The 21333-nt window shown below is 69.2% G+C and carries 16 protein-coding genes; 9 read left to right on the forward strand and 7 right to left on the reverse strand.

What is annotated here, in order from left to right:
* Positions 1–14: 14 nt before the first annotated feature.
* Genes mhpA through ACVMYR_RS32715 form a run of 4 tightly spaced genes read right to left on the reverse strand, consistent with a single transcriptional unit; the run spans position 15 to position 5530 of the window.
* Positions 15–1568, reverse strand: a complete 1554-nt coding sequence (gene mhpA / locus ACVMYR_RS32700; RefSeq protein WP_457123652.1) for a bifunctional 3-(3-hydroxy-phenyl)propionate/3-hydroxycinnamic acid hydroxylase MhpA — start codon at positions 1566–1568, stop codon at positions 15–17.
* 13 nt (positions 1569–1581) lie between these two features.
* Positions 1582–3465, reverse strand: a complete 1884-nt coding sequence (locus ACVMYR_RS32705) for an acyl-CoA synthetase (RefSeq protein ID WP_091278941.1) — start codon at positions 3463–3465, stop codon at positions 1582–1584.
* The gene (locus ACVMYR_RS32710) at positions 3462–4400 is read right to left on the reverse strand and encodes a fumarylacetoacetate hydrolase family protein (protein WP_457123653.1); all 939 of its coding nucleotides are present in this window, start codon (positions 4398–4400) and stop codon (positions 3462–3464) included. The genes ACVMYR_RS32705 and ACVMYR_RS32710 overlap by 4 nt, the downstream gene beginning before the upstream one ends.
* The gene (locus tag ACVMYR_RS32715) at positions 4397–5530 is read right to left on the reverse strand and encodes a VOC family protein (protein ID WP_457123654.1); all 1134 of its coding nucleotides are present in this window, start codon (positions 5528–5530) and stop codon (positions 4397–4399) included. Before ACVMYR_RS32715 ends, ACVMYR_RS32710 begins: the two co-directional genes overlap by 4 nt.
* A 140-nt stretch (positions 5531–5670) precedes the next feature.
* On the opposite strand from ACVMYR_RS32715, the gene ACVMYR_RS32720 reads away from it, so the two are divergent.
* Positions 5671–6339 carry a TetR/AcrR family transcriptional regulator gene (locus ACVMYR_RS32720; protein ID WP_457123655.1) on the forward strand — a complete coding sequence of 223 codons (669 nt, stop codon included), beginning with the start codon at positions 5671–5673 and terminating at the stop codon, positions 6337–6339.
* A 178-nt stretch (positions 6340–6517) separates the two neighbouring features.
* On the opposite strand, the gene ACVMYR_RS32725 is transcribed toward ACVMYR_RS32720, so the two are convergent.
* Positions 6518–7039 carry a hypothetical protein gene (locus ACVMYR_RS32725; RefSeq protein ID WP_457123656.1) on the reverse strand — a complete coding sequence of 174 codons (522 nt, stop codon included), beginning with the start codon at positions 7037–7039 and terminating at the stop codon, positions 6518–6520.
* Between the two features lie 204 nt (positions 7040–7243).
* Here ACVMYR_RS32725 and ACVMYR_RS32730 point away from each other — a divergent pair, with 204 nt between their 5' ends.
* The 8 genes from ACVMYR_RS32730 to ACVMYR_RS32765 all read left to right on the forward strand — a co-directional run bounded on the left by ACVMYR_RS32730 (position 7244) and on the right by ACVMYR_RS32765 (position 18627).
* Positions 7244–7462 (forward strand): transposase, encoded by a 219-nt coding sequence (locus ACVMYR_RS32730; RefSeq protein ID WP_457123657.1) that lies wholly within the window; start codon positions 7244–7246, stop codon positions 7460–7462.
* A gap of 87 nt (positions 7463–7549) precedes the next feature.
* On the forward strand, positions 7550–7837 hold the full coding sequence (locus tag ACVMYR_RS32735) for a transposase (protein WP_457123666.1): 288 nt from the start codon (positions 7550–7552) through the stop codon (positions 7835–7837).
* A 226-nt stretch (positions 7838–8063) separates the two neighbouring features.
* On the forward strand, positions 8064–9311 hold the full coding sequence (locus tag ACVMYR_RS32740) for a recombinase family protein (protein ID WP_457123658.1): 1248 nt from the start codon (positions 8064–8066) through the stop codon (positions 9309–9311).
* 214 nt (positions 9312–9525) lie between these two features.
* Positions 9526–10053, forward strand: coding sequence for a DUF6244 family protein (locus ACVMYR_RS32745; protein ID WP_457123659.1), 528 nt, complete (start codon positions 9526–9528; stop codon positions 10051–10053).
* Positions 10054–10106: 53 nt separating this feature from the next.
* Positions 10107–10838, forward strand: coding sequence for a hypothetical protein (locus ACVMYR_RS32750; RefSeq protein WP_457123660.1), 732 nt, complete (start codon positions 10107–10109; stop codon positions 10836–10838).
* A 10-nt stretch (positions 10839–10848) separates the two neighbouring features.
* Positions 10849–14757 carry a hypothetical protein gene (locus ACVMYR_RS32755; RefSeq protein ID WP_457123661.1) on the forward strand — a complete coding sequence of 1303 codons (3909 nt, stop codon included), beginning with the start codon at positions 10849–10851 and terminating at the stop codon, positions 14755–14757.
* A 134-nt stretch (positions 14758–14891) separates the two neighbouring features.
* Complete coding sequence (locus ACVMYR_RS32760; protein ID WP_457123662.1) at positions 14892–15242, forward strand: hypothetical protein; 351 nt, start codon at positions 14892–14894, stop codon at positions 15240–15242.
* 163 nt (positions 15243–15405) lie between these two features.
* Entirely contained in the window at positions 15406–18627 is a 3222-nt protein-coding gene (locus tag ACVMYR_RS32765) for a hypothetical protein (RefSeq protein ID WP_457123663.1), read from the forward strand.
* Positions 18628–18841: 214 nt separating this feature from the next.
* Here the strand turns inward: ACVMYR_RS32765 and ACVMYR_RS32770 are convergent, their stop codons facing one another.
* Positions 18842–20401, reverse strand: a complete 1560-nt coding sequence (locus tag ACVMYR_RS32770) for a hypothetical protein (RefSeq protein WP_457123664.1) — start codon at positions 20399–20401, stop codon at positions 18842–18844.
* Positions 20398–20805, reverse strand: a complete 408-nt coding sequence (locus ACVMYR_RS32775; protein ID WP_457123665.1) for a hypothetical protein — start codon at positions 20803–20805, stop codon at positions 20398–20400. The genes ACVMYR_RS32770 and ACVMYR_RS32775 overlap by 4 nt, the downstream gene beginning before the upstream one ends.
* Between the last annotated feature and the right edge of the window lie 528 nt (positions 20806–21333).

Raw genomic sequence — 21333 nt, forward strand, 5'->3', positions numbered from 1 at the left:
GGACACGAGCAGGATCAGGGTCTGGCGGATGCTGCGGAACCCGCCCACCAGCGCGCCGCCGCCGATGACGTCGGCGTGGGCAGCGCCCGGCAGAGGCCGGCCAGTTGTCTGCCGGCGGCGAGGACGGTGCCGTCGGGGCGGACGAGGGCTGCCCGTGCGCGGCCCTCCGCCAGCCACCGGTGCAGTTCGCTGCCCGGTGGGGCGTCGACGACGACCGCGCCCCGGCGGGTCAGCTCGGCCCGTTGCCCGGCCGAGGGCTCGATGGAGGTGACGATCGCGAACCGGCCCGCCGCCACGTCGTCGAAGCGGAGGTGGCCGTCGAGGACGGCGTTCGGGCAGAGGCGGCCCGCGACGCTGCGACGCAGCCGTGGCCGGGTCACCAGGGCGGACCGGCGCAGCGGGGGTGTCTCACTGTCCGTGGCGAGGCGCTGGAGGCGGGGTACGAGGTGCAGGCGGGGCGCCAGCACGCGGCGGACCAGGTCCCCCACCCGGCCGCCGGCCGTCATGGCGGTGCCGACCAGCTTCGCCAGCCTGATCATGGCGCGGGCGTGCTGCCCGCGTTCGATCTGGTAGGTGTCGAGGACGCTGTCGGGCAGGCTCGCGTCGAGCACGCCGGCGAGTTTCCAGGCGAGGTTCATGGCGTCGCGCAGCCCGGCGCCCATGCCCTGGCCGATGAACGGTGGGGTGAGGTGGGCGGCGTCGCCGAGCAGGAAGATCCGCCTATCCCGCCACCGGTCGGCGACCTGGGCGCGGAAGGTGTAGTCGGCCACCCGGACGACCGTCAGTTCCGCGAGGGGGACGTTGCCCGTCCACGGCGCGATCAGCGGGTGCAGCCGGGTCGGGTCCCGGAAGTCGTCGGCGGTCTCGCCCGGTGCCAGCAGGAACTCCCAGCGGTAGCGGGTCCGGCCGATCCGCATGTACGTGCCGGCGCGGGCCGGGTCGCAGAGCTGGTGCACCCCCTCCCAGTGGTCGAGGGCGGCCTCGGTGGCCACGTCGACGACGAGCCAGCGTTGGGTGAACCCGAGGTCGTGCATGCCGGCGCCGATCGCGGCCCGGGTCAGCCCGTTGGCGCCGTCGCAGCCCAGGACGTAGGCCGCCCGGATGACGTCGGGCGCGCCGGTGACCCTGTCGGTGACGCTCACCCACACGCCGTCGGCGTCCTGGTCCAGCGCGGTTACCTCGGAGTTGCCGCGCAGGGTGGCGCTGCCGTGCCTGCCGAGGTTGCGGCGGAGGATCGCCTCCAGTTCCGGCTGGTCGAACAGGCTCCCCTGCGGATGGCCGTGCCGGCCCGGTGTCACGTCGCGGGGGAACTCGGCCAGCACACGCAGGCTCCGGTCGACCAGGCGCAGGCCCCGGTGTGGCCTGGAGATGGCCGCGAACTCCTCCCGCAGGCCCAGGCGGGCGAGGATGCGGTGCACCTCGTCGTCGAGGGCGACCGCGCGGGGCAGCGGATAGACCGACTCCCACCGCTCGAGCACCAGGCACTCCACGCCGTACTGGGCGAGCAGCGTCGCGGCCGCGAGCCCGGAGGGACCCGCGCCGACGATGACGACCGGAACACTGGTCACCGTGCCACCAGCCTCATGAGACGACCGCCAATCGCCACTCGATGGCATAACGACCCAGGACCGCCCTGACCGCCTCCTCCGGGACGGAGGAATGCACCGTCACGGTGGCCACGATGGAACCGCCCTCGATCATGGCCGCGACATCCCGCACCCCGGCGATCCGGTCGAGCGCGGCGCGGAGCTCCTCGCGGGCAGCGTCCCGGCGCAGAGCGAGCTTGTAGAGCTTACCCACGGCGGTGACGGGCAACTGGTCGAGCACCGTCACGGACCTGGGCGCGGCGGTGCGGTCGGGCACCCGTTCGCTCGCCCAGACGCGCAGCTCGTCCGCGGTCACGGTGGCGCCGGGCGCGAGGGTGACGTACGCGACCGGCACCTCCCCGGCGTGCACGTCGGGGCGTCCGACGGCGCTGGCCGCCGCGACCTGCGGGTGGGTCAGGAGGGCGTCCTCGATGACGGCGGGATCGATGTTGTGGCCGCCGCGGATGATCAGGTCCTTGGCCCGGCCGGCGAGGTGGACGAAGCCGTCCTCGTCGAGGTGGGCGAGGTCGCCGGTGTCGAGCCAGCCGTCGACCAGCTTGCCGAGCCCGTCCAGGACGGGCCCGTTCTCGTCGCGGTCGACGACGTAGCCGGGGAAGACGGTCGGCCCGCTGATGGCCAGCACACCGGTCTCGCCGACGGGTCGCTCCGCCCACGTGCCGTCCGGGGCGACGACCCGCACCCGCTGGTAGGGCAGCCGCTGCCCGACCGAGCCGGGTCGCGGCGCGTCGGGGAAGCTGCGCGTGCTCGCGCAGGTCGCCTCGGTCAGCCCGTAGCCCTCGACCAGGGGTGTCCCGGTGCGGGTCTGGAAGCCGTCCCGGACCGCGGCGGGCAGCGGCGACGCACCCACCATCGGCAACCGCAGGCTGCTGATGTCGTCGTCGACCGGGAGCTGAGCCAGTACGGCGTACACGGTGGGCACCGCGCTCATGGCGGCGATCCGGTAGTGCCTGACGATCTTCCAGAACACGCCGAACAGTGCCTCGTCGCGGTAGCCCGACGGACCGGCCCACACCACGGGCTGGCCCTTGAACAGCGGTGCGAGCAGGGTGACGACGAGGGCGTTGACATGGAACAGCGGAAGCGCCGCGAACACCACGCTCTCCTCGTCGAACCCGGAGCCGGCCGCCAGCATCCACGCGTCGCAGACCTCGTTCGCGTGCGTGTGCGCGGCCAGCTTCGGGGCGCCGGTGGTGCCGCCGGTGTGGAACATCGCGGCCAGGTCGGCGGCTCGGGGCAGCTCACCGGCGAAGGCTGCCGGGTTCTTCGGCGCGGCAAGGTCGCCGAGGTAGCCGACGCGCACGCCCTCGATGGTCGGCAGCGGCCGGGGCGTTCCCTTCGCCCCGGTGGGCCGCAGCACCAGGATCGCGTCGAGCAGACCGGTGCGGGCGAGGGCCTGCGCGGTGTCCCACCCGTCCGGCCACAGTTCGGGCCCGGCCGTGACCAGCACACGAGCGCCGGAACGGCGCAGGAGTTCGGCGAGGTGCGACCGGGACAGGCCGCCGCCCAGCGGCGCCGCGATGCCGGCGAGCTGTCCGGCCAGCGTCGCGGTGAGCAGCTCGGCGCAGTTGGGTGACAGCAGCGCGACCGCGTCGCCCCGCCGCACGCCCAGGTCGTGGAACAGGTTCGCCACCCGGTGGACGTCGGCCAGGAGTTCGGCGAAGGTACGCCGCAGCGGATCCCGCCAGCGGGCGGCGTCCGGCAGGACGCTGACGGCCGTCCGATCCGGCCAGTTCGTCGCCGCTCGGGCCAGCAGCGCGTACGTCGTCTCGGGCAGGCCCCGCGCCGCCAGCGGCACGGCCTCGATCGCCGCCAGGTCGTCGGGCGCGGCGTAGTCCGGCCACAGCAGGTCCCCCGTCATCGGACCCACCGCACGACCGTGCGCTGCCGGCCCAGGTCGATCGCGCCGTCGTCGGTGGCGATGGCGGCCTCGACGACGTCGCCGTCGGCGAGGTACCTGGGGTTGCGGGCCTGACCCTTGAAGAACATCCGCCACTTGACCGTGGGCGGCAGCAGCGAGGCGATGATCTCGACCGGCTTCGGCGGTGCGCTCAGGGCCGTCCCGACGGGTGTGCCGGTCAGCAGCAGGTCGCCGGCGTCGAGCCGCTGGAAACGGGTCAGCGCCTGCAGCGCCCGGACCGGTGGGTAGATCATGTCGGCGGCCGTCATGTCCTGCCGGAGTTCGCCATTGACCCACAGCCTCAGCCGCAGGTCGGTGAATCGCTTGAGCTCGTCGGCGTCGAGCAGCGCCAGCACCGGACCGACCGGAGTGAACGTCGGGTAGGACTTGGCCTCGTAGAACTGGGTCTTGGGCAGCTGGACATCGCGGGCCGAGACGTCGTTGGTCACCACCACCCCCGCGACGTGGTCGGCGAGGTTGTCGTCGGTGACGACGGTGCCGACCGGCATCGCGCGGCCGAAGACCAACCCGATCTCGACCTCGTAGTCCAGCAACGTCACGTGGCCGGGGCGGACCACGTCGGCGTACGGGCCGGAGATCGAGCCCGAGGTCTTCCGGAAGAACGTCAGCGGGACGGTCTCCGGGTTGCCGTTCGTGTCCCTGACGTGCGAGACGAAGTTCGTCATCTGGGCGACGACGCGGCAGGGCACCGTCACCGGGGAGACCAGTTCGAGATCCTCCACCGCGACGGTGTCGCCGCTCGCCGCGGCCGCGCGGATCGCGGGCCGGTCGGCCAGGAGTTCGCCGGTGGTGGTGGCGCTGGTGGGCACCCGGGCGGCGCCGGTCGGGGTGAGCACCCACCAGGCATCGGCGGTGCGCAGGACGGAGGTGCTCATGAGGTCACCGCTTTCATCAGGCCACGGAGGCGGTGGAGGTCGAACTCGTTGTCGGCGCGCAGCGCGCCGACGACCGCGCGCAGCTCGCGAAGTGCTTCCCGGCCGGGTTTCACGCCGAGGAAGTCGGTGGTGGCGGGTGGACCCCACTGGGCGAGCCCGGAGGCGGTCATCGGCGCCCAGCCCGGCTCGAGCGTGCAGTCGAACAGGTCGCCGTCGGTGAAGTGCTCGACGAGGAAGCCGTCGGGGTCGCGCCAGTAGTCGAAGATCTGGCTGCCCTGGATGTGCCGGCCGATCCCCCAGGACCGTCGGTAGCCCCGGTCGAGCAGGTGCTCCCCACCCGCCGCGAGCGAGTCGAGATCGGGCACCTGGTAGGCCGAGTGCACGTACCGGTTGGCCGGGCCGAGGGTCATCGCGAGCGTGTGGTGGTCGGTGGGGGTGCTGCCGCGGTCGCAGCGGATGAAGCTCATCACGGGGCCGCGCTCGCGCTGCCCGGGGTGGTAGAGGAAGTCGCTGACGATCAGGCCGAGGTGCTCCAGGTACCAGTCGAGGGTCGCGACGTACTTCGTCGTCTGCAGCACGACATGGCCCAGCCGCTGCACCCCGGCCGGCTTTCGCGGCGGCCGCTGGGTGGCGTTCACCCGCGTCACGTCATGCCCGACGTTGAAGGCCGATGGCCGCCGCGCGGGAAGCGCGGGAAGCTCGTGGGTGTCCGCGACCACGCGGACCCGCGTCCCGTTCGGGTCGGTCAGGTCCACCGTCACCCCGCCCAGGCTCTCCGGCAGCCGGGTGATCGTCCTTCCGGTCGCCTCCGCGAGCCGCAGCACGTCCGGCCCGTCGGCGGCCCGGAACGCGGGACCGAGGAACCGCGAGCGGGGGCCCCGGCGGATGAGCACGCAGGGGGAGCCGGCGTCGGCGCCCCGCAGGTGCACCTCGTCGGCGGTGCGCAGTGCGGTGGTGAAGCCGAAGGCCCGGGCGAACGCCTCGGCCCGGTCGAGATCGGGCTTCTGGAACTCGAGCCAGGCGAGGTCGTGCACCTTCACGGTCGGGTTGCGGGCCCGGCCCGGGTGTTCGCCCGGCAGCGCGCCCTGCTCGCTGTGCAGGCCGGTGTGCGGGTCGTGGTGCTCGATCATGTCCCCACCCCCTCCAAGTTGACGAAATCGTCACTTACGAGGGTAGCGTCAGTCAAGGCCAGATGACGATTTCGTCAGCACTGAGTTCCCGCTGGGTTAAGGTGGTCACGGACCGACCCGGGAGAGGTGAGCACGCCGGCATGGCTCAGCAGACCGAGCACGCGCCCAACCGCCTGCAGCGGCGCAAGGCGCACACCCGCTCGGCGCTCGTACGCGCCGCACAGACCTTCATCGCCGCCGGCAAGCCGAACGTGCCGATCCTCGAACTCACCCGGGCCGCCGACGTGGGGATGGGGTCGTTCTACAACCACTTCGACAGCCGCGAACAGCTCATCGAGGCGGCGGTCGAGGACGCCCTCGACCGCTACGGCGCCCTGCTCGACGAGGTGACGGTGGGCCTGGACGACCCGGCCCACGTCTTCGCGCAGAGCTTCCGGCTGACGGGGCGCCTGCACCGCCGGCAGCCCGAGCTGAGCAGGGTCCTGCTCAGCTCGGGCCTGACGCTGGCCGGCTCGGACAAGGGCCTCGCACCGCGGGCCCGGCGCGACATCGCCGCCGGCGTCCGTGCCGGCCGGTTCAGCGTGCGCGACCCGGAGCTGGCGATGGTGACCGTGGCCGGCGCCGCGCTGGCCCTCGGGCAGCTGCTGCACGACCATCCGGAGCGCGACGACGCCGCAGCCGCCGACCAGGTCGCCGAGGACCTGCTGCGCCTGCTCGGCCTACCGCCCGACGAGGCCCACGAGGTCTGCCGACGCCCGCTGCCCGACCTCGGCGGGGCGGCGTCGGGTCACGGGGTGAAGCTGGCGTAACGCCCCGACCAACGCGAGCAGCTCGGCCGCGCCGTGCGTCACCGTGAGAACACAACTTACCTGGATCGAACGTACCTACCACCGCCGACGACGCCAACGACCCCTGTCCCGGTTGACCCCAATCGAGTACGAGACCATCATGACCCCACCGGCCAGTCAGGCCGCGTGACTGAAACTGTCACCTATCGGTGCAGCAGACCCGACGGTGGGACAACCGGAGCAGGCGGTGCAGCCGGGTCGGCCGAGCGGCTCGTGAGTGCGTCGCCGACAGCAGTATCGCCGCGGCGAAGAACGTCACCACCTTGCCGATGGCCAGCGCGAGTGAGGTGGTGGAAAGCCAGCTCGGGATCAGCTCGACGAAGGCCATGTATCTGTAGCGGCCGGAGCCGCCAGGATCCGCGTAGAGGAAAGCGCCGGTGAACCACCCCGGCGTGATGCAGGCGGTGCACAGCACGATCGAGAACAGCGCCCAGACAGCGGTCACGACCGTTGACCCGGTGCGCGAGCCTGCGAGGTAGCACCACACGCCAAAGGCGATCATGAGCAGACTCACGATGACGGTGATGACCACAGCGAACGTCATCGGCGCCGTGGGAGGACTGCCGGTGACGCGATCGAACTGCTCGTTGATTGAGCCGATCACAATAGCGGCGACTACCGCCACAGCGATACCCATGGCCGCGCTCAGGAAGGCGAGCACACTTGCCCAGACCTGGCCTCGGGAGCGGCGCGGTGGCGGCAAGGAACCCGTCATACGAAGGATAATCTCACATGAGTGAACTGCATCACCACTGGTAGATCGGCCAGCGATCGACGGATGCCCTGGGCTAGAGGCGCTTCTCATTTTGATCGTCGTGGGTCTACGCCATGATCTTCGCTCTGTGACGGATGTGGTTGAGGACGAATGCACTCCTGGCCACCGGATGAACTATGGCAGATGGCGCAGCCGTTGATGCCGGCTCCGGCGAAGCGGCCGCAGGGCGGTGGACGGCGGCGCGCCGACGATCGCGCAGTCCTGGCGGCGATCGTGTACCTGGCGCAAGCCGGCTGCTCCTGGCGCAAGCTGCCGGCAACGTTGTTCGGGACCAGCCGCGCCACCGTGCATCGGCGGTTCACCGAGTAGACCCGATCCGGATTGTCGGAACAGCTGCACCAAAGCTCCCTGGACCGGTTGAACTCGATCAGCGAGATCGACTGGTCCTGTGCCGTGGTGGACTCGATCGCCGCACGGACGGAGAAGAGGGGGTCTCACGGGCCCAGCCCGGTCGATCGCGGCACGCCGGGTGCGAAGATCGATGTCCTGTGCGACGGGCGCGGCACCCCGCTCAGCGTGCTGATCTCTGCGGCGAACACCCACGACAGCCAATTTTTGCTCCCGCTGCTGGACTCGATCACCTCGACCCACTGCCGGCGCGGACGTCCACGGCATCGCCGGGCGCATCGCCCGCAAAGGCATCGACTCATCCCAACGCCTCGGCCGCCATCGCCGGATCGTTGAAGCTGCCTATCCGAGCCGCCCGAATATCCGCCGCCTCGTCCGCCGCTACGACTGCAAGGCCGAACGCTCCCAAGCCTTCGCCGACCTTGGCTGCATCCTCATCTGCTACCGCCGCTGGGCCAAGGCCACCAAGCGAGACGCCCCCTAGAGTGCGACCCCAGATCAATAGCACCACAAGAGCAGAGATGGCAGTTCCCGCCGAGTCGCGCACTCAGCGGAAATTGCCTTGTCCGATTTCTACGAAGGTCCGAGGAGAAGATCCGCGTTCCCTGCCGAGCACTCGGGAAAACCGCGCCCTCGACGGATTCGAAGATCCCACCTCAAGGCACAGACCAGCGCAAGTCGCAAGAGATCATGCGCGGCGGAACGAGTCACGCCAAGCGCCACCAACAGGAAAGGAGTTCCGAGTAATGGCTGCCCCTCCGCGTACGACCGCGCCCGTAACCGCCACCGAGACGGCCTGGCCTGGTCCAAGACCGCGGTGCGGACGATCCTGATCAACCCCCGCTACACCGGCCGTCAGGTCTGGAACAAGCAACGCACCGACGAGGTCCTGCTCGACGTCAACGACGTCGCCCTCGGCCATACGCCGATCATGCGCTGGAACCGGCGCGACCGGTGGGTGACCTCCAACGAACTGGTCCACGAACCCCTGATCGAGCAGCACGACTTCGACCGCGTCCAGGAGATGCTCGGCCTGCGGGCCCGCACGGCCACCGCACCGAAACGGGCCCACCGCTCCCGCCACCCCTACGTCTTCAAGAGCCTCGTCCACTGCGGCATCTGCCACCGGAAGATGCAGGGCCAGCACTCCCACGGCGTCGCCTACTACCGCTGCCGGTTCCCCCAGGAATACGCCCTGGCCAACAGGGTCGACCACCCCCGCAACGTGATCATGCGGGAAGACATCCTGATCACCCCGCTGGACACCTGGCTCGTCCAGGGCTTCGGCCCCCTCCAACGACGTCACACCATCGCCGTGCTCCTCGACCAGGCCCACACCGGCATACCGACCCCCACCCCGACCGCACCGCAGGGACCCACCGTCGCCGAGTGCGACGCGAAACTGGCCCGCTACCGGGCCGCACTCGAAGCCGGCGCCGACCCGACCGTGGTCACCACCTGGATCGCCGAGACCCAGGCCGAACGCCAACGCGCCGAACGACTCCAGCACACCGCCCCAGCCGTACAGGAAACGGACAGCCCGCAGCGGTTCACCGAGGAGCAGATCACCGCCGTCGTCGACGAACTCGGAGACCTCGTGCGCGCTCTGCGGGACGCCGAGCCGGAACGCAAACTGGAGGTCTACCGCAGCCTCGGGCTGCACTTGGCGTACGACCCGGAAACACAAACGGTGCGGGCAAGTGTTGACCTTGCCGCGCACCGTTGGGATTCGGTTCGTGTCCGAGGGGGGATTCGGCCACTCACCCGTAGCACCCAGACACAAGAATGGGTGCTCATGCGATTATCCTAGCAGGTCACAGTGGGTGAACCTACAGGAATCATCTGCCCACCATCTAATCGCCATTGATGTCACTCCCGGCATGACTGAGAAGTGCCGAAACGAATGGACGGCCGTCGCGGTCGGCGTGCGTTGTGGTGTCGGAGCGGTTCGGGGTGCCCCTCGCATGGGTCGTCCGGGTAGGTTGCAGGGTCCGGAGTCCGTTCTCGGTCGGGGCGGCTGACGCGTGTCGAGCATGGAACAGATCATCGGCGAGTTGCGGGCGCTGACGGCGGGCGTCGAGCGGGCCCAGGGCCTCACGGCGGCGGTCGACCGGCAGGCCCAGGAGATCGCCCTACAGGCCGCCGCCGCAGGCTTCGCCGGGATCGCCGCAGGCATTACCCAGGTACGGGCAACGGTCTCCACCATCCAAGGCGGGCTGGGTAGCCTCGCCGCGGCGGTCGGAGAGGCGACCACGGCAGCCGCAGCGGTTCCCCGGCAAGCCGCCACGCAGGAGACCATCACCGCGCTCGCCCCGGTGCAGCAACGCATCACCGCCGCCCGCGAGTCCGCCACCGCGACGATCAGCCACCTCGACGACACCCGAAACCTGGTCACCATCGTCCTGCAGGGCGGACAACCGGAGCCGCTGCTGCAGGCCCTCGACGGCGTCAAACAGATCCTCGTGCTGCTCGTACAACGCGCCGGAACCGCCGGGCAGGCCGTCGAAGCGGCGACCGGCCAGGCTCGGCAGCTCGGATCCCCGGGAAACTGAGCGGGGCTTCGGCGTCTACCTTGACCATCTGCGCCGCCCACTCGCCGGCGTTAATGTCGAACCTCAAGCCCGGCAAACCGAACCTGGCCGATGGCTATGCGAAGACGACCATCAACCACAACCTGACCGTGGTCAGCGAGTTCTACGACTTCCATTTGCACGTCAGCGACGGTCCGTTGGTCAACCCAGTTCCGGTCGGGGGGCAGCGGCGCCAGTTGCTGGCCCACCGCAGCCCGCTGGAGTTGGTCCCGATGGTACGCCGCGCCCCGCTGCGGCAGAAGATATCTGCGTCCACCTCAGCAGCCGGCTCCCGAGTCGGCAGCCTGCCGTCCGTAACGCGCTCGCGCGTGCCTGGCACAATGTGGTTGCTGTCCGCGCGGAGTGGAGTCGGTGGGATGACCGGGATCGAGTTCATCGTGGCGGCGCTCGCTGCCGGTGCCGCGGCGGGGGTTTCCAATGCGACTACCAACGTGGTGCAGGACGCCTATACAGCACTGCGGGAGGCGGTCCGCCGCCGGCTGGCTGGCCACGGCACTGACGCGGCGCTGGCGACGCCGGCCCTTGAAGCGAACGAGTTGGACGACGGCGTGTGGCGGGCCGAGATCGGCCGTCGGCTGGAGGAGGCCGGAGCCGATCGGGACGAAGAGCTCCTAGCGGCAGCGCGGGCCCTACTAGCGCTGACAAACCCTGACGGCGTGGGCGCCGGGAAGTACAGCGTGGACCTGCGTGACGCCCGGGGTGTTCAGGTCGGTGATCACAACACCCAAACCAACGCCTTCTCCTGAACGGTCCGCCATGGCCGCCAACCCCGACGAGCCCGACCAGGTCACCGTCGTCGTGCCCCGCGCTCGGGGCGTGCAGATCGGCGACGGCAACGTTCAGCACAACGTCTTCGTGACCGCTGGGGTGCCGGTCCGCTCGGCGTACCTGCAACAGGTGCGGCGCATCGCCCCCGACCGGCTGGTCGACCGCGCGGCGGAGCTGGCGGAGCTGACCCGCTTCTGCACGCGGGCGGACGGCGGGGCCTATCTTTCATGGCAGGCGCCGGCCTGGGCAGGCAAGACGGCGTTGATCTCGTGGTTCGTGCTCAACCCGCCGCCGGATGTGCGGATCGTGTCGTTCTTCGTGACGGCTCGCTTCGCCGGACAGAGCGACCGGATCGCCTTCACCGACGTGGTCCTCGAGCAGCTGGCCGAGTTGCTGGAGCGGCCTATGCCGGCGTATCTGACCGACGCCACCCGCGACGTGCACCTCCTGGAAATGCTGGCCGACGCCGCTGAGCACTGTCAGCGCCGGGGCGAGCGGCTGGTGCTGGTCATTGACGGGCTGGACGAGGACAGCGGTGTGACCGCCGGCCCGGACGCCCACAGCATCGCCGCTGTGCTGCCCGCTCGCCCAGCGGCGGGCATGCGGGTGATCGTCGCAGGGCGACCGGACCCGCCGTTGCCCGTCAACGTGCCCGACGACCATCCCCTGCGCGACGGCGCCGCGGTACGGATCCTGCATCGCTCAGCGCACGCCCAGGTGCTGCGCGCCGACGCGCAGCGGGAACTCAAGCGGCTTTTGCGTGGCGAGCGCACCGAGCGCGATCTGCTCGGCCTCCTCACCGCCGCCGGCGGTGGCCTGAGCGGTCCCGACCTTGCCGAGCTCACCGGCCTGGAACCATGGGAGATTGACGCCAGTTTGCGCGCCGTGTCGGGGCGCACGTTCGCGCGCCGCCTCGGCGACGCGCACACCGACGTGTACTTACTGGGCCACGAGGAACTGCAATCCGAGGCCGTGCGCTTCATCGGCGAGCCGCAGCTTCGCCGGTACCGCGAACAGTTGCACACCTGGGCCGATCGGGTACGCGCGCAGCGTTGGCCGGCTGGCACGTCGGAGTACTTGCTGCGCGGCTACTTTCGAATGCTCTACGCCATCCGCGACGAGGAGCGGATGCTTGCTTACGCCACCGACCGCGCCCGCCACGACCGGATGCTCGACTTGACCGGCGGCGACGTTGCTGCGCTGACCGAGATCGGCCTGGCCCAGGACGTGCTACTGGCCCGGGTAGAGGTCGATCCACTGGCTATGCTGCGCCTTGCAATGCACCGCGACGACTTGACGGCGCGCAACGTGCACCTGCCGGTCGGCCTGCCGGCGGTCCGGGCTGCTCTTGGCCAAGCCGCCCGCGCCGAGGCCATGGTTGCATCCATTACCAGCCCCGCCCGGCAGACTGCGGCCACCATCGCGCTCGTGTCAGCGTTGGCCGACGCGGGCGACCCGGACCGGGCTGAGGCGCTGACGATGTCGATCACCGACGCCAGCCGCCGCGCAGAGGTCGCCGCTGCCTTGGTGCCGGCCCTCGCCCGTGCCGGCTACCAAGAGCGGGCGGACGCACTGCTCGACACAATCGACGACCCCGGCCCGCGCGTCTCGGCGCTGATCGCACTGTGCCGCGTGCCATACGGCCTTCGCCCCGGCTGGCCCTCTCAGCCCGCAGATTCGCCCGACTGGCCTACGGCACCGGGGGATCAGCCCAGCCGGTCCTTCGCCCCTGTTGATCGGCGGGGTCGGCCGGTCGTTCCCGTCGAGCCGGCCGGGCCGCTGGCCGATCTGGTCGACCGAGTCGAGGCGCTAGCGGAGCGGGTCGATGGCCGGGATCGGGCCGGTGTCCTCGTTGCGCTGGCGGACGCGGTCCCAGCGGCAGCCGGATCCCTGCGGCTCACCCGTCTTGCCGACCGGATCGAGTCCCTCACAGTGTTGCTCGGCCTGGGCGCACAGGCCGCCGCGTTCACTACGCTTGTCCGCACGACCACGAGCGCCGGCGACCGCTGCCGGGCGAGCCGGTGCGCGGACCGAGCGGAGCTGCTGGCCGGTGCCATCGCCGTACCGCACGAACGGGCCGCGGCTCTGACCGCCCTGATGGTGGCGGTCGGCGAGGCAGGGGACCACGACCGGGCGGCAGCGCTGGCCGCCCGCGTCGAGGCACTGACCGCGACAATCCTCGCGCCGGGCCACCAGGCAGCAGCGCTGGCCGGCCTGTCGGCCGCGCTAGCCCGCATTGGCAAGTTCGAACCGGCGACGGCACTGGCCCGTACCATCACGGATCCGCTGCATCGCACCCGCGCCTGGACCGACCTGGCCACGTACCTAATCCGGCGCTCGTCCGGTGCGCTGAAGCCGGCGAATAGAGCGATGCGGGCCGGGATGCCTGCCGCTGCGGCAGTGATCGAAGCGGCGGTCGCGGTTGACGAGGCGGTGGCCGCGGCCAGGGAGGTCGCCGGACCGCGCGAGTGCGCCAATGCGCTGGCGGCGGTCGCGGGTGGGATGGCCGCCAGCGGCCGGACCGAGCTCGCCGCGACGCTGGCGGACGAGGCCGAACGGCTTGCGCGCAGCGTCGGCGGACCAGCGCGCGAGGCGGACGCCGCTGCAGTGCTCGCACGCGCCGTTACCGAGACAGGCCAGCACGAGCTGGCCGAAACGCTGATCCGGCTGATCGCCGACCCCGGCCAGCGGGCCGACTCGACGATCGCCCTGGCCATCAGCCTTGAGCGGTGCGGCGACCTCGACCGCGCCGAGGCGCTGGCCAACTCCGTCGCCACCCCCCACGACCGAGGCCGCGCCCTCGCCGCCCTGGTCGCCGCGCAGGCCATCGACACAAGACATGGCAACGAGTGGCCGGGTAGAGGGTTCAGTAAGCGGGCAGTCCGGCTGGCCGCGCGGGCGGAGGAAGCTGCCCACTTCGTCGGCGGTCCCGAGCAACGAGCCGCAGTGCTGCTACCGCTCATCGCCGCCGCGGCCGAGGTGGGCGACCTTGACCGCGCCGAGCGTCTCGCCGCAGACATCGCTCAGCCTTACCTGCACCACCGAGCGGTGGCGGTGATGGTCGTCGCAGCTTTCCGGGCCGGGCACGGTGACTGGGCCGAGCGGCGCGCCTGCGTCCTTGACGACGTCGAGGGGCGAGCGGCGGCCCTGACCGCCCTGGTCGCGGCTGGCCCGGACGCGGCGGGCGCCTCTCGCCTCGTCGACCTGGCCAAGCGGCGCATCCAGTCGCTCGCTAGCGTGTATCAGCGCGCCCTGGCGCTGACCGAGCTCCTCGCCGCGACTGGCACGGCAGACGCGTTTGCCCAGGTCTCGTACCTCGCCGATCGGGCCGAACGGTCCGCAGCCTCCGTGCCGAACGACGACGCCCGCGACGCGGCGCTGGCCGGCCTGGCGCTCACGCTCATCCAACTGCACGACCGGCACCCCGCCCTAGGCCTGCTGGAGCGGGCGGAACGGATCGCCGACAGGATCACCCGGCCGGACCGCCGGACGCCGGTACTAGCCGCTCTCGCGGCCGACGCCGCCGGCAACGGCGACGGCGAGCGGGGCAACACGCTCGTTCGGGCTATTACTGACCCTCGAGCGCGGGCCGACGCGATCGGCGAGATGGCGGTCGCACTGGGTACAGCCGGCCGCCCCGGCGACGCCGAGACACTCCTCGACGCGATCGCCGACCCGGACCGAAGGGCGCGGGCGCTCACGGCCCTGGCGGAACTGACACCAGCGGCCCGCGCCACCCGCCTAGTCGCCCGCGCGCTGCGCATCGGCGACTGGACAACGCCGCTGCTGACGCTCAGCCGCCTTCGTCCGGACATCGTGACCACGGTCGCTTCTGACTACGCCACCCTCGCAGTTGCGACCCGGACGAATTCTGCGTGGCACGAGCGCGGCGCGTGATGAGCACGGCCCGCACTCGTGTGCCGGCGCGTCCCTCGCCCCAGCCCTCGCGATGTCTCCGCCCGCGCGGTCACTATCAATCACCAGGGCTGGCGGCGGGCCGATCTTCGAAGCGGTTTGCGAGAATGGTTGCCATGAAGCCATCGACCATGATCCTCGCTGGGACCTGTGCCGTGGTGGCAGTGCTCGGCCTAGCGCTCTGGCGCCTTGACGAGAGCAACGCCGGGAAGCTCGGCGGGGTGGTCTCGGCGCTGGCCGCAGTCGCCGCTGTCGGCATCGCAATCTGGGCCGCCCTGCGTCGGCCGAGCGGGAGCATTCGCGTGTCGGACACGGGGCTGGCGGCTGCGAAAACGTCCGGGACAGCGGTCAGTGGGTTGTCAGGGAGGCCGGGTCGATCCCTGACCGATCAGCGCATCGACATCGAGAAGACCGGCGGTGCCGAGGCGTCGGACGGCGGGCAGGCGACCAGCGGCGCCGTCGTCTGATCCACGAGAGCCAGCATCAGCGATGCGGAGCCGGATCGACGTCTCGCAGACCGGGGTCGCCACCGCCAGCGCCGGTGGAGTTGCCATTTCCGGTGTGCACCATGGCGACATACACGTGCACGCACACGCACACGCACCGATCCGGTCGCTGTACCGCGACAGGATGGTCACTCCAATGGCGCCAAAGTCGCTGCAGCAACGTGAGGCCGAGCTGGACGAGCTCAACCGTTTCTGTACCTTGCCGGACGGCGAGCCCTACATGTGGTGGCAGGCATCGGCATGGTCGGGCAAGACGGCGTTGCTGTCCTGGTTCGTACTGAACCCGCCGCCGGGCGTATACGTCGTGTCCTTCTTCATCACCGCGCGATTCAAAGGCCACGCCGACCGATCGGCGTTTCTGGAGTTCGTGCTAGGACAGCTTTCGGAGCTCCTTGGCGAGCCGATGCCGATGGTCACCGACGCCTCAGGTGAGGTCGAGTTCCGCGACCATCTGGCACGCGCTGCCCGGCTCTGCGTGGACCGGGGCGAGCGTCTCATCCTCGTCGTGGACGGGCTCGACGAGGATCGCGGGGTAGTAGCAAGCCCGGATGCCTACAGCATCGCTGCGTTGCTGCCGGAGGTGGTACCCGATGGAGTGCGGGTGGTCGTCGCCGGCCGGCCGAACCCGCCGATACCTGATGACGTGCCGGCAGCGCATCCCCTTCGGCGACTGTCGGTCGTACGCGCCTTGACCGCCTCACCGCATGCGACGGCTGTCCAAGCAGATATGCGGATGGAGATCAAACGGCTACTGCTCGGGTCGCCCATAGAGCGGGAACTGCTCGGCCTGGTCACGGCGGCTGGCGGTGGTCTCAGCGGGCACGACCTCGCCGAACTCACGCACGAACCGCTATTCATCGTTGATGAGCACCTTCGGGCTGTAGCAGGCCGCAGTTTCGCCAGGCGAACCACCGACTGGCGACCCGATACACATCCCGAGGTGTATCTGCTCGGACACGAAGAAATTCACGTGGAGGCCGTCAACCGTCTCGGGGAAGCAGCGTTGCGGAAACACCGGGAACAGTTACACGAGTGGGCGGACGGCTACCGCAATCGTGGCTGGCCGCCGGAAACTCCGGAGTACCTGCTTCGTGGCTACGGCCGCCTGCTGCACGAAACCCGCGATCTGCGCAGGATGCTCGCCATCGGTACCGACCGGAGGCGTCACGATCGCTTGTTCAGCGTCAGCGGTGGAGACTTCGCTGCACTGGCTGAGATAAGCACGTTGCAGGAGATGCTCCAGGCCGATGCCCCCAACGACCTAGCGAGTTTGGGACGTGTGGCAGTGCATCGTCTTCGCGTCACCAAACGAGCAGAGAGCATCAGGGTCAACCTGCCGCACGTGTGGGCCCGGCTCGGTCAGCCCAAGCGTGCAGAGGCGCTGGCGCGGTCGATGCCGGACCCCGACCGGCGGGCGTGGGCACTCGCGGGCGTCGCACGAGCGGTCGCCGCTGGCGGTCACACGAAAGAGGCGCTGCGTATCACGGACTCCATCACCGAGCCTCGCTGGCGTACCTATGGCCTGACGGGCGTGGCGAGAGCGCTGGCCACGAGCGGTCATATGGACTGGGCACGGCAGGTCGCGCTGCAGGCGGAGGAAATTGCCGAAGGCGTGCAGGCGATGGCCGGCCTAATGGAGGTGTACGTCCTCTGCGGAGACAACGAACGGGCGGCGCTCATGTTCGGTGCCAGCGGACATGACAGCCATGATGCGTGGGCTTTCGCTGGACCCCTTGCGAGGGCCGGGGATGTCGTTAGGGCGCAAAAGATAGTCACATCAATTGAAGAACCTCGGTGGCGCACCTATGCCCTGATTGGGATCGCTGACGCCCTTGCGACGGTGGGGGACCGAAGTCGGGCTCAAGAATTCGCCACGCAGGCCCATGACGAAGCCAGGTCTATCGACCGGTCGGCGATGCTCGGATTAGCCCTAGCTCCCCTGGTGGCGGTCCTGTTCAAGCTTGCAGAGCAAGAACAAGTCACGCACTTGACCTGCCTGGTCGAGGAGATCATCACCGTGGCCGAAGACGATTGGGGTCGGCCGTATGCCTGGGCGGAGCTTGCCAAGGCTGTTGCGGCTACGGGTGATCTAGACCGTGCTGGCGAGTACGCGGAGCGTGCCGAGCAGGCCACCATGGCGGAAATTGGCATGGATCACGAGTTGGCTGGCCTCGTGCAGCCGTTGCTGGCGATCGGCGAGCCGGAACTTGCCTTGCGGGCCACTCAGCAGACCACGGAGCCGTACCTACGCGCCTGGGCGTTAACGGCGATGGCCGAGGTGTCACCCGGCACCGTCGTGGTGCAAGCGAAAGCGGCCGCGAGTTTGATCACCGAGCCGAGGATGCGCCTCGATGCGCTTTACGCCGTCGCCAACGCAGCCTTGCGGGTCGGCGAGGTACAGACTGCGCGGATGCTCATAGACGACTCCATCGAGCTCGCCGCGACGATAAGCGATCACTTCTATCAAGTCTCGGGCTTAGCATCAGCCATCGAGCTTTCCGCGTCCCTGGGCGACCTCGGTCGAGCAATTGAATTGGGGAAACGCGCGGAAGAGGAAGCATCGTCGATCAGCGACCCATCGACGCGGGCGGCAGCCATGGACCCGGTGCTAACGGCGCTCGGCATGTGCGGTGAGATCGACCTGGCCGGGGAGATGGCTCAGCGCCTTGAGCATTTTGCCGTCGAGATTGACAACGGCCGCGGTGCTGATTTCGCGCGGGCGCATTTGGCGAGGGCGCTCGCTCCGGTGGACAGGGATCACGCCGCCGAGATCGCCCGTCGCATAGCAAACCCGGTCGTGATGACGTTCGGCCCCGGCGCCTTTTCTGTGGTGTTGACCGGCGACTTCGATCGAGCGGAGGAGATCGCTAAGGCCATTGACGATGGCCTGGCAAAGGTTTTTCTGGCGCAGCTGGCAGACGCTGCCGCGGTGAACGGGGATTCGCAGCGCGCGCTCAGCTTGACCCGTGAGACGGCCCAAGCGCTCACCACGGATATCGAGCTGTGGCATGACATCGCACTCGTCATTCTCGTCAGCGCAATGGTTCGGCTGGGTGAGTACACTCAGGCCGCCGACCTGGCCACCAGGATCCGTAGCTTCCATGATCGGCTGTGGGCGGTCGCTGAGTCGAGTCAGGATCCCGCTGAGCGCCGCGCCGCGGTCGCCTCGGCTTTGCGGGTCACGGACTGGTCGCCGGTCTGGCAGCCCATCCTGGCGCCGTTTGATTCAAGACCGCCGGAGCTACAAGACGGCTTGGCGCTGATGCCTGCGCGCATCCTCAAGGCGGCCGCCCCCGAAGCACTGAAGGCCATCGCCGAGGAACTGATTGTCACGACGGAGTCATGAGACGCGACGGTGGTCCGAGCCGCACACGGTCTGCGGACTCATGGGGCCGATCATGGGGCGAAGGTCGGTCGAGTCGGGCACCATCAGGATCACGACCTCGGCCGCATTCCTACGGCCACCAAGACCCAACGACTGAGTAAAACACAACCAGACAAAGGGGTTGAATTCAGACGCCCCGGCAGGGTCCGATTTCACGCGCCGACGATAGCCGTCTTCAGAGGCTGGGCCCCTCGTCGGGTTCCGTGCCGCAGAGATTCTGCTCGGTCCGAGCCTGCTCGCTACCCAGCGGTCGCGCTCGCGCGAGTGCCTTTGCATCTGCTGCATAGCCGCTATATCCGATCATCCTGGCGTGGTTCGCGCGCTCGGGGCGGCCTTGGGGGTTCGGTGGATGTGGCGAGGATGATTGTTCGGTGCTGGCTTTCACACCGGGTGCGATCACGCGGTCGGGCCCAGCCTGGCGCAGCTTGCGGCGCTCCGCCTCGTGAAAGCCGGGCAGGACCTTGCTGCCCGCCTCACCGGCCAAGGCGACGGTCTCCTCGCGCAGCTGTCCAGTGAACCTGAGCAGCGCTGCACCTTGTGGGCTGGCGGGGCTCGCTCTGATCCATTTGGGTCGGACGGCGCGGTCAGGGGGGCGCCGTTGCAGTGGGTCGGGTTCGCGCATGTCCCCGCGGCGCACGGCAAGGAGCGCGCCTTGATGTACAAGGGAGGCGAGGTCAGGCAGCCGGGCGGCGAAAGCAGTACCGGCGGACTGCCATGCTCGGCCGCCTCGTGACCGCAAGAGCGTCTTGGGCTCCCTCCAGTCCCCGTTGGGTCGTAGCTGGTCGCGCAGCCATCTCTCCGCGGCGGCGAGGACCGTAGGGCCGACACCGGATTCTGGGTTCCCCAAGGTGTGTAGGTGCACGGAGGCTTGCGCTGCTCCACGCCATACGGAGGCGAGGATTCCAGCGGTGGGGGTCCGATGGGTGCCAGGGTGGGCGGCTTGGATGAGGTAGTCGATCTCGTAGGTAAGGGCGAGTCCGGTCCGGAGAAGCACCTTGAGATCGTTTGCGGTGAGGTGCTGGTGATGCTGCACGAGCCAGGTGCGGGCGACATCGAGGGCACGAACGCAATCGGTTGGCGAGGTGATTGACGCCCAGCGCTGCGCCGTGTCGGTGAGTGGCGGCGGTTGCAGGTCACGTAGCAGGCTGTGGAGCGGCCTTTCGGAGGCGATGGCGTCCACGGTGTGAGGCAGCATCAGGCTAGTGGTCCGCGCGTCTGACGCTGCGGTCCGCACGATGAGCTGGTGACTTCCTGCGGCCACTCCCTGATGCAGCCAAGCCGCCAGGCCGTGGTCGACTTCGCTGGCCGCGCGGGCGAGCTGGGCCAGGCGTGGGAGGCTGCCGGCATGAAGGATGCCCGTCTGGATGGCGAAGCCTTCCGGCGTACGGGGGCGCCCGTTTGCGGAGTCGAACTGGGCGTAGAGAATGTCGCTCGCTACGCGGGCAGCTTCTGCGGCCTGTCGTAGCGCGGTAGGAATCGGGTGGTCTGTTGTCGGGGCGAGGGGAATCTCCAGAGTGGTGGTATGTGTGGCGTGCTGGAGCTCTCGGATGAGGACAGCATCGCTCCTTCGCGCCGAGAGACGCTTCACCTGACGTTCAATCGCCCTGTACAGGTGGGTGCGCGCAATCGCTGCGGCAGCATGATCGGCGATGCCACCAGGGCGAGGATGTCGAAGGCTCACCTGCGCGGCGGCGATGGCGCCTGCCGCTCGATCGAGCTGCTGGCCGTAGGTCACGGGAGTTCCCGCAGGGCCCGGTCCAGGTGTTGTGCCGCAGACGACCAGGCGAGCCGTCGCCACGGGGGCGACGTGTCCTCATTGGCGGCGTCGGCGTAGAGGTCAGCGAGCTCTCGAAGTAGAGAGCGGATTGGTTCCCGCATCTCCTCTGCCACATCAGCGGTCAAGTCGCTGACGTCGACAGTCAAAGTCACTTCATCGGACAGGTCGCCCACCAGCCGATCAAGGCATTCGGCGACCGAGAGGCTGGCGAAAGTCCAACGGTCTGACACACTGGACAGGACATTGGCTCCTGACATCAGGATTTGCTGAGCACCCAGAAGCGCTGATCGAGCCTCCATCCCGTCCGGATCCGGATTTTGCGTCAGGTGTCGCTGAAGATCGAGAATGAGATTCAGAGTCACACTGCCATCCATCCCTTGGGATTGCGAAAGGCCACAATAGCACGAATCCGCGCAGCGCCGATTTACTCCACGACCTGCCGGTAATTTCGCCGCCGCCGCGCTTCGCTCAACCGATCAGTCAGGCAAGTCGAGAGCGGCGATAATGCCGGAAACTGGAACAATGTAGCGTTGACCTACTCTTATTATCCGAACCGGGAATTGGTCTAGGCGCGCCAACTCATAAGCTTTAGTACGTCCAATCCCCAGGATCGCTCCGGCTGTCACTACGTCCGTTACGAGGCCCAGGCTCTGCACCTGCCCACTCGTCCACATCCTTCTACTGGGAGTTTTCTGTGGCGACATTCCGAGACGATCACCCTTGCCATCCATGGCTCCACACCTCCGTCACGGCCCGCGTAGTTAACGCGCACGTCGGGAATGGCCATGTACCGCAACTACACGAGTAGGTGCCCCCATGCTCATCCCCTAGGGCATCCTAGGAAAGAGGTGATCTTCGGGCCATGGCGGTTCAGGCCTGCACCGCACCGC

It is taken from the genome of Micromonospora sp. PTRAS2 (assembly GCF_054052245.1).

What these genes read in the sequence shown, in the direction of transcription:
- ACVMYR_RS32705 (WP_091278941.1), bottom strand. Translation starts at nt 3,465, where the DNA reads ATGACGGGGGACCTGCTGTGGCCGGACTACGCCGCGCCCGACGACCTG.
- ACVMYR_RS32710 (WP_457123653.1), bottom strand. Translation starts at nt 4,400, where the DNA reads ATGAGCACCTCCGTCCTGCGCACCGCCGATGCCTGGTGGGTGCTCACC.
- ACVMYR_RS32715 (WP_457123654.1), bottom strand. Translation starts at nt 5,530, where the DNA reads ATGATCGAGCACCACGACCCGCACACCGGCCTGCACAGCGAGCAGGGC.
- ACVMYR_RS32720 (WP_457123655.1), top strand. Translation starts at nt 5,671, where the DNA reads ATGGCTCAGCAGACCGAGCACGCGCCCAACCGCCTGCAGCGGCGCAAG.
- ACVMYR_RS32730 (WP_457123657.1), top strand. Translation starts at nt 7,244, where the DNA reads ATGCACTCCTGGCCACCGGATGAACTATGGCAGATGGCGCAGCCGTTG.
- ACVMYR_RS32750 (WP_457123660.1), top strand. Translation starts at nt 10,107, where the DNA reads ATGTCGAACCTCAAGCCCGGCAAACCGAACCTGGCCGATGGCTATGCG.
- ACVMYR_RS32755 (WP_457123661.1), top strand. Translation starts at nt 10,849, where the DNA reads ATGGCCGCCAACCCCGACGAGCCCGACCAGGTCACCGTCGTCGTGCCC.
- ACVMYR_RS32760 (WP_457123662.1), top strand. Translation starts at nt 14,892, where the DNA reads ATGAAGCCATCGACCATGATCCTCGCTGGGACCTGTGCCGTGGTGGCA.
- ACVMYR_RS32765 (WP_457123663.1), top strand. Translation starts at nt 15,406, where the DNA reads ATGGTCACTCCAATGGCGCCAAAGTCGCTGCAGCAACGTGAGGCCGAG.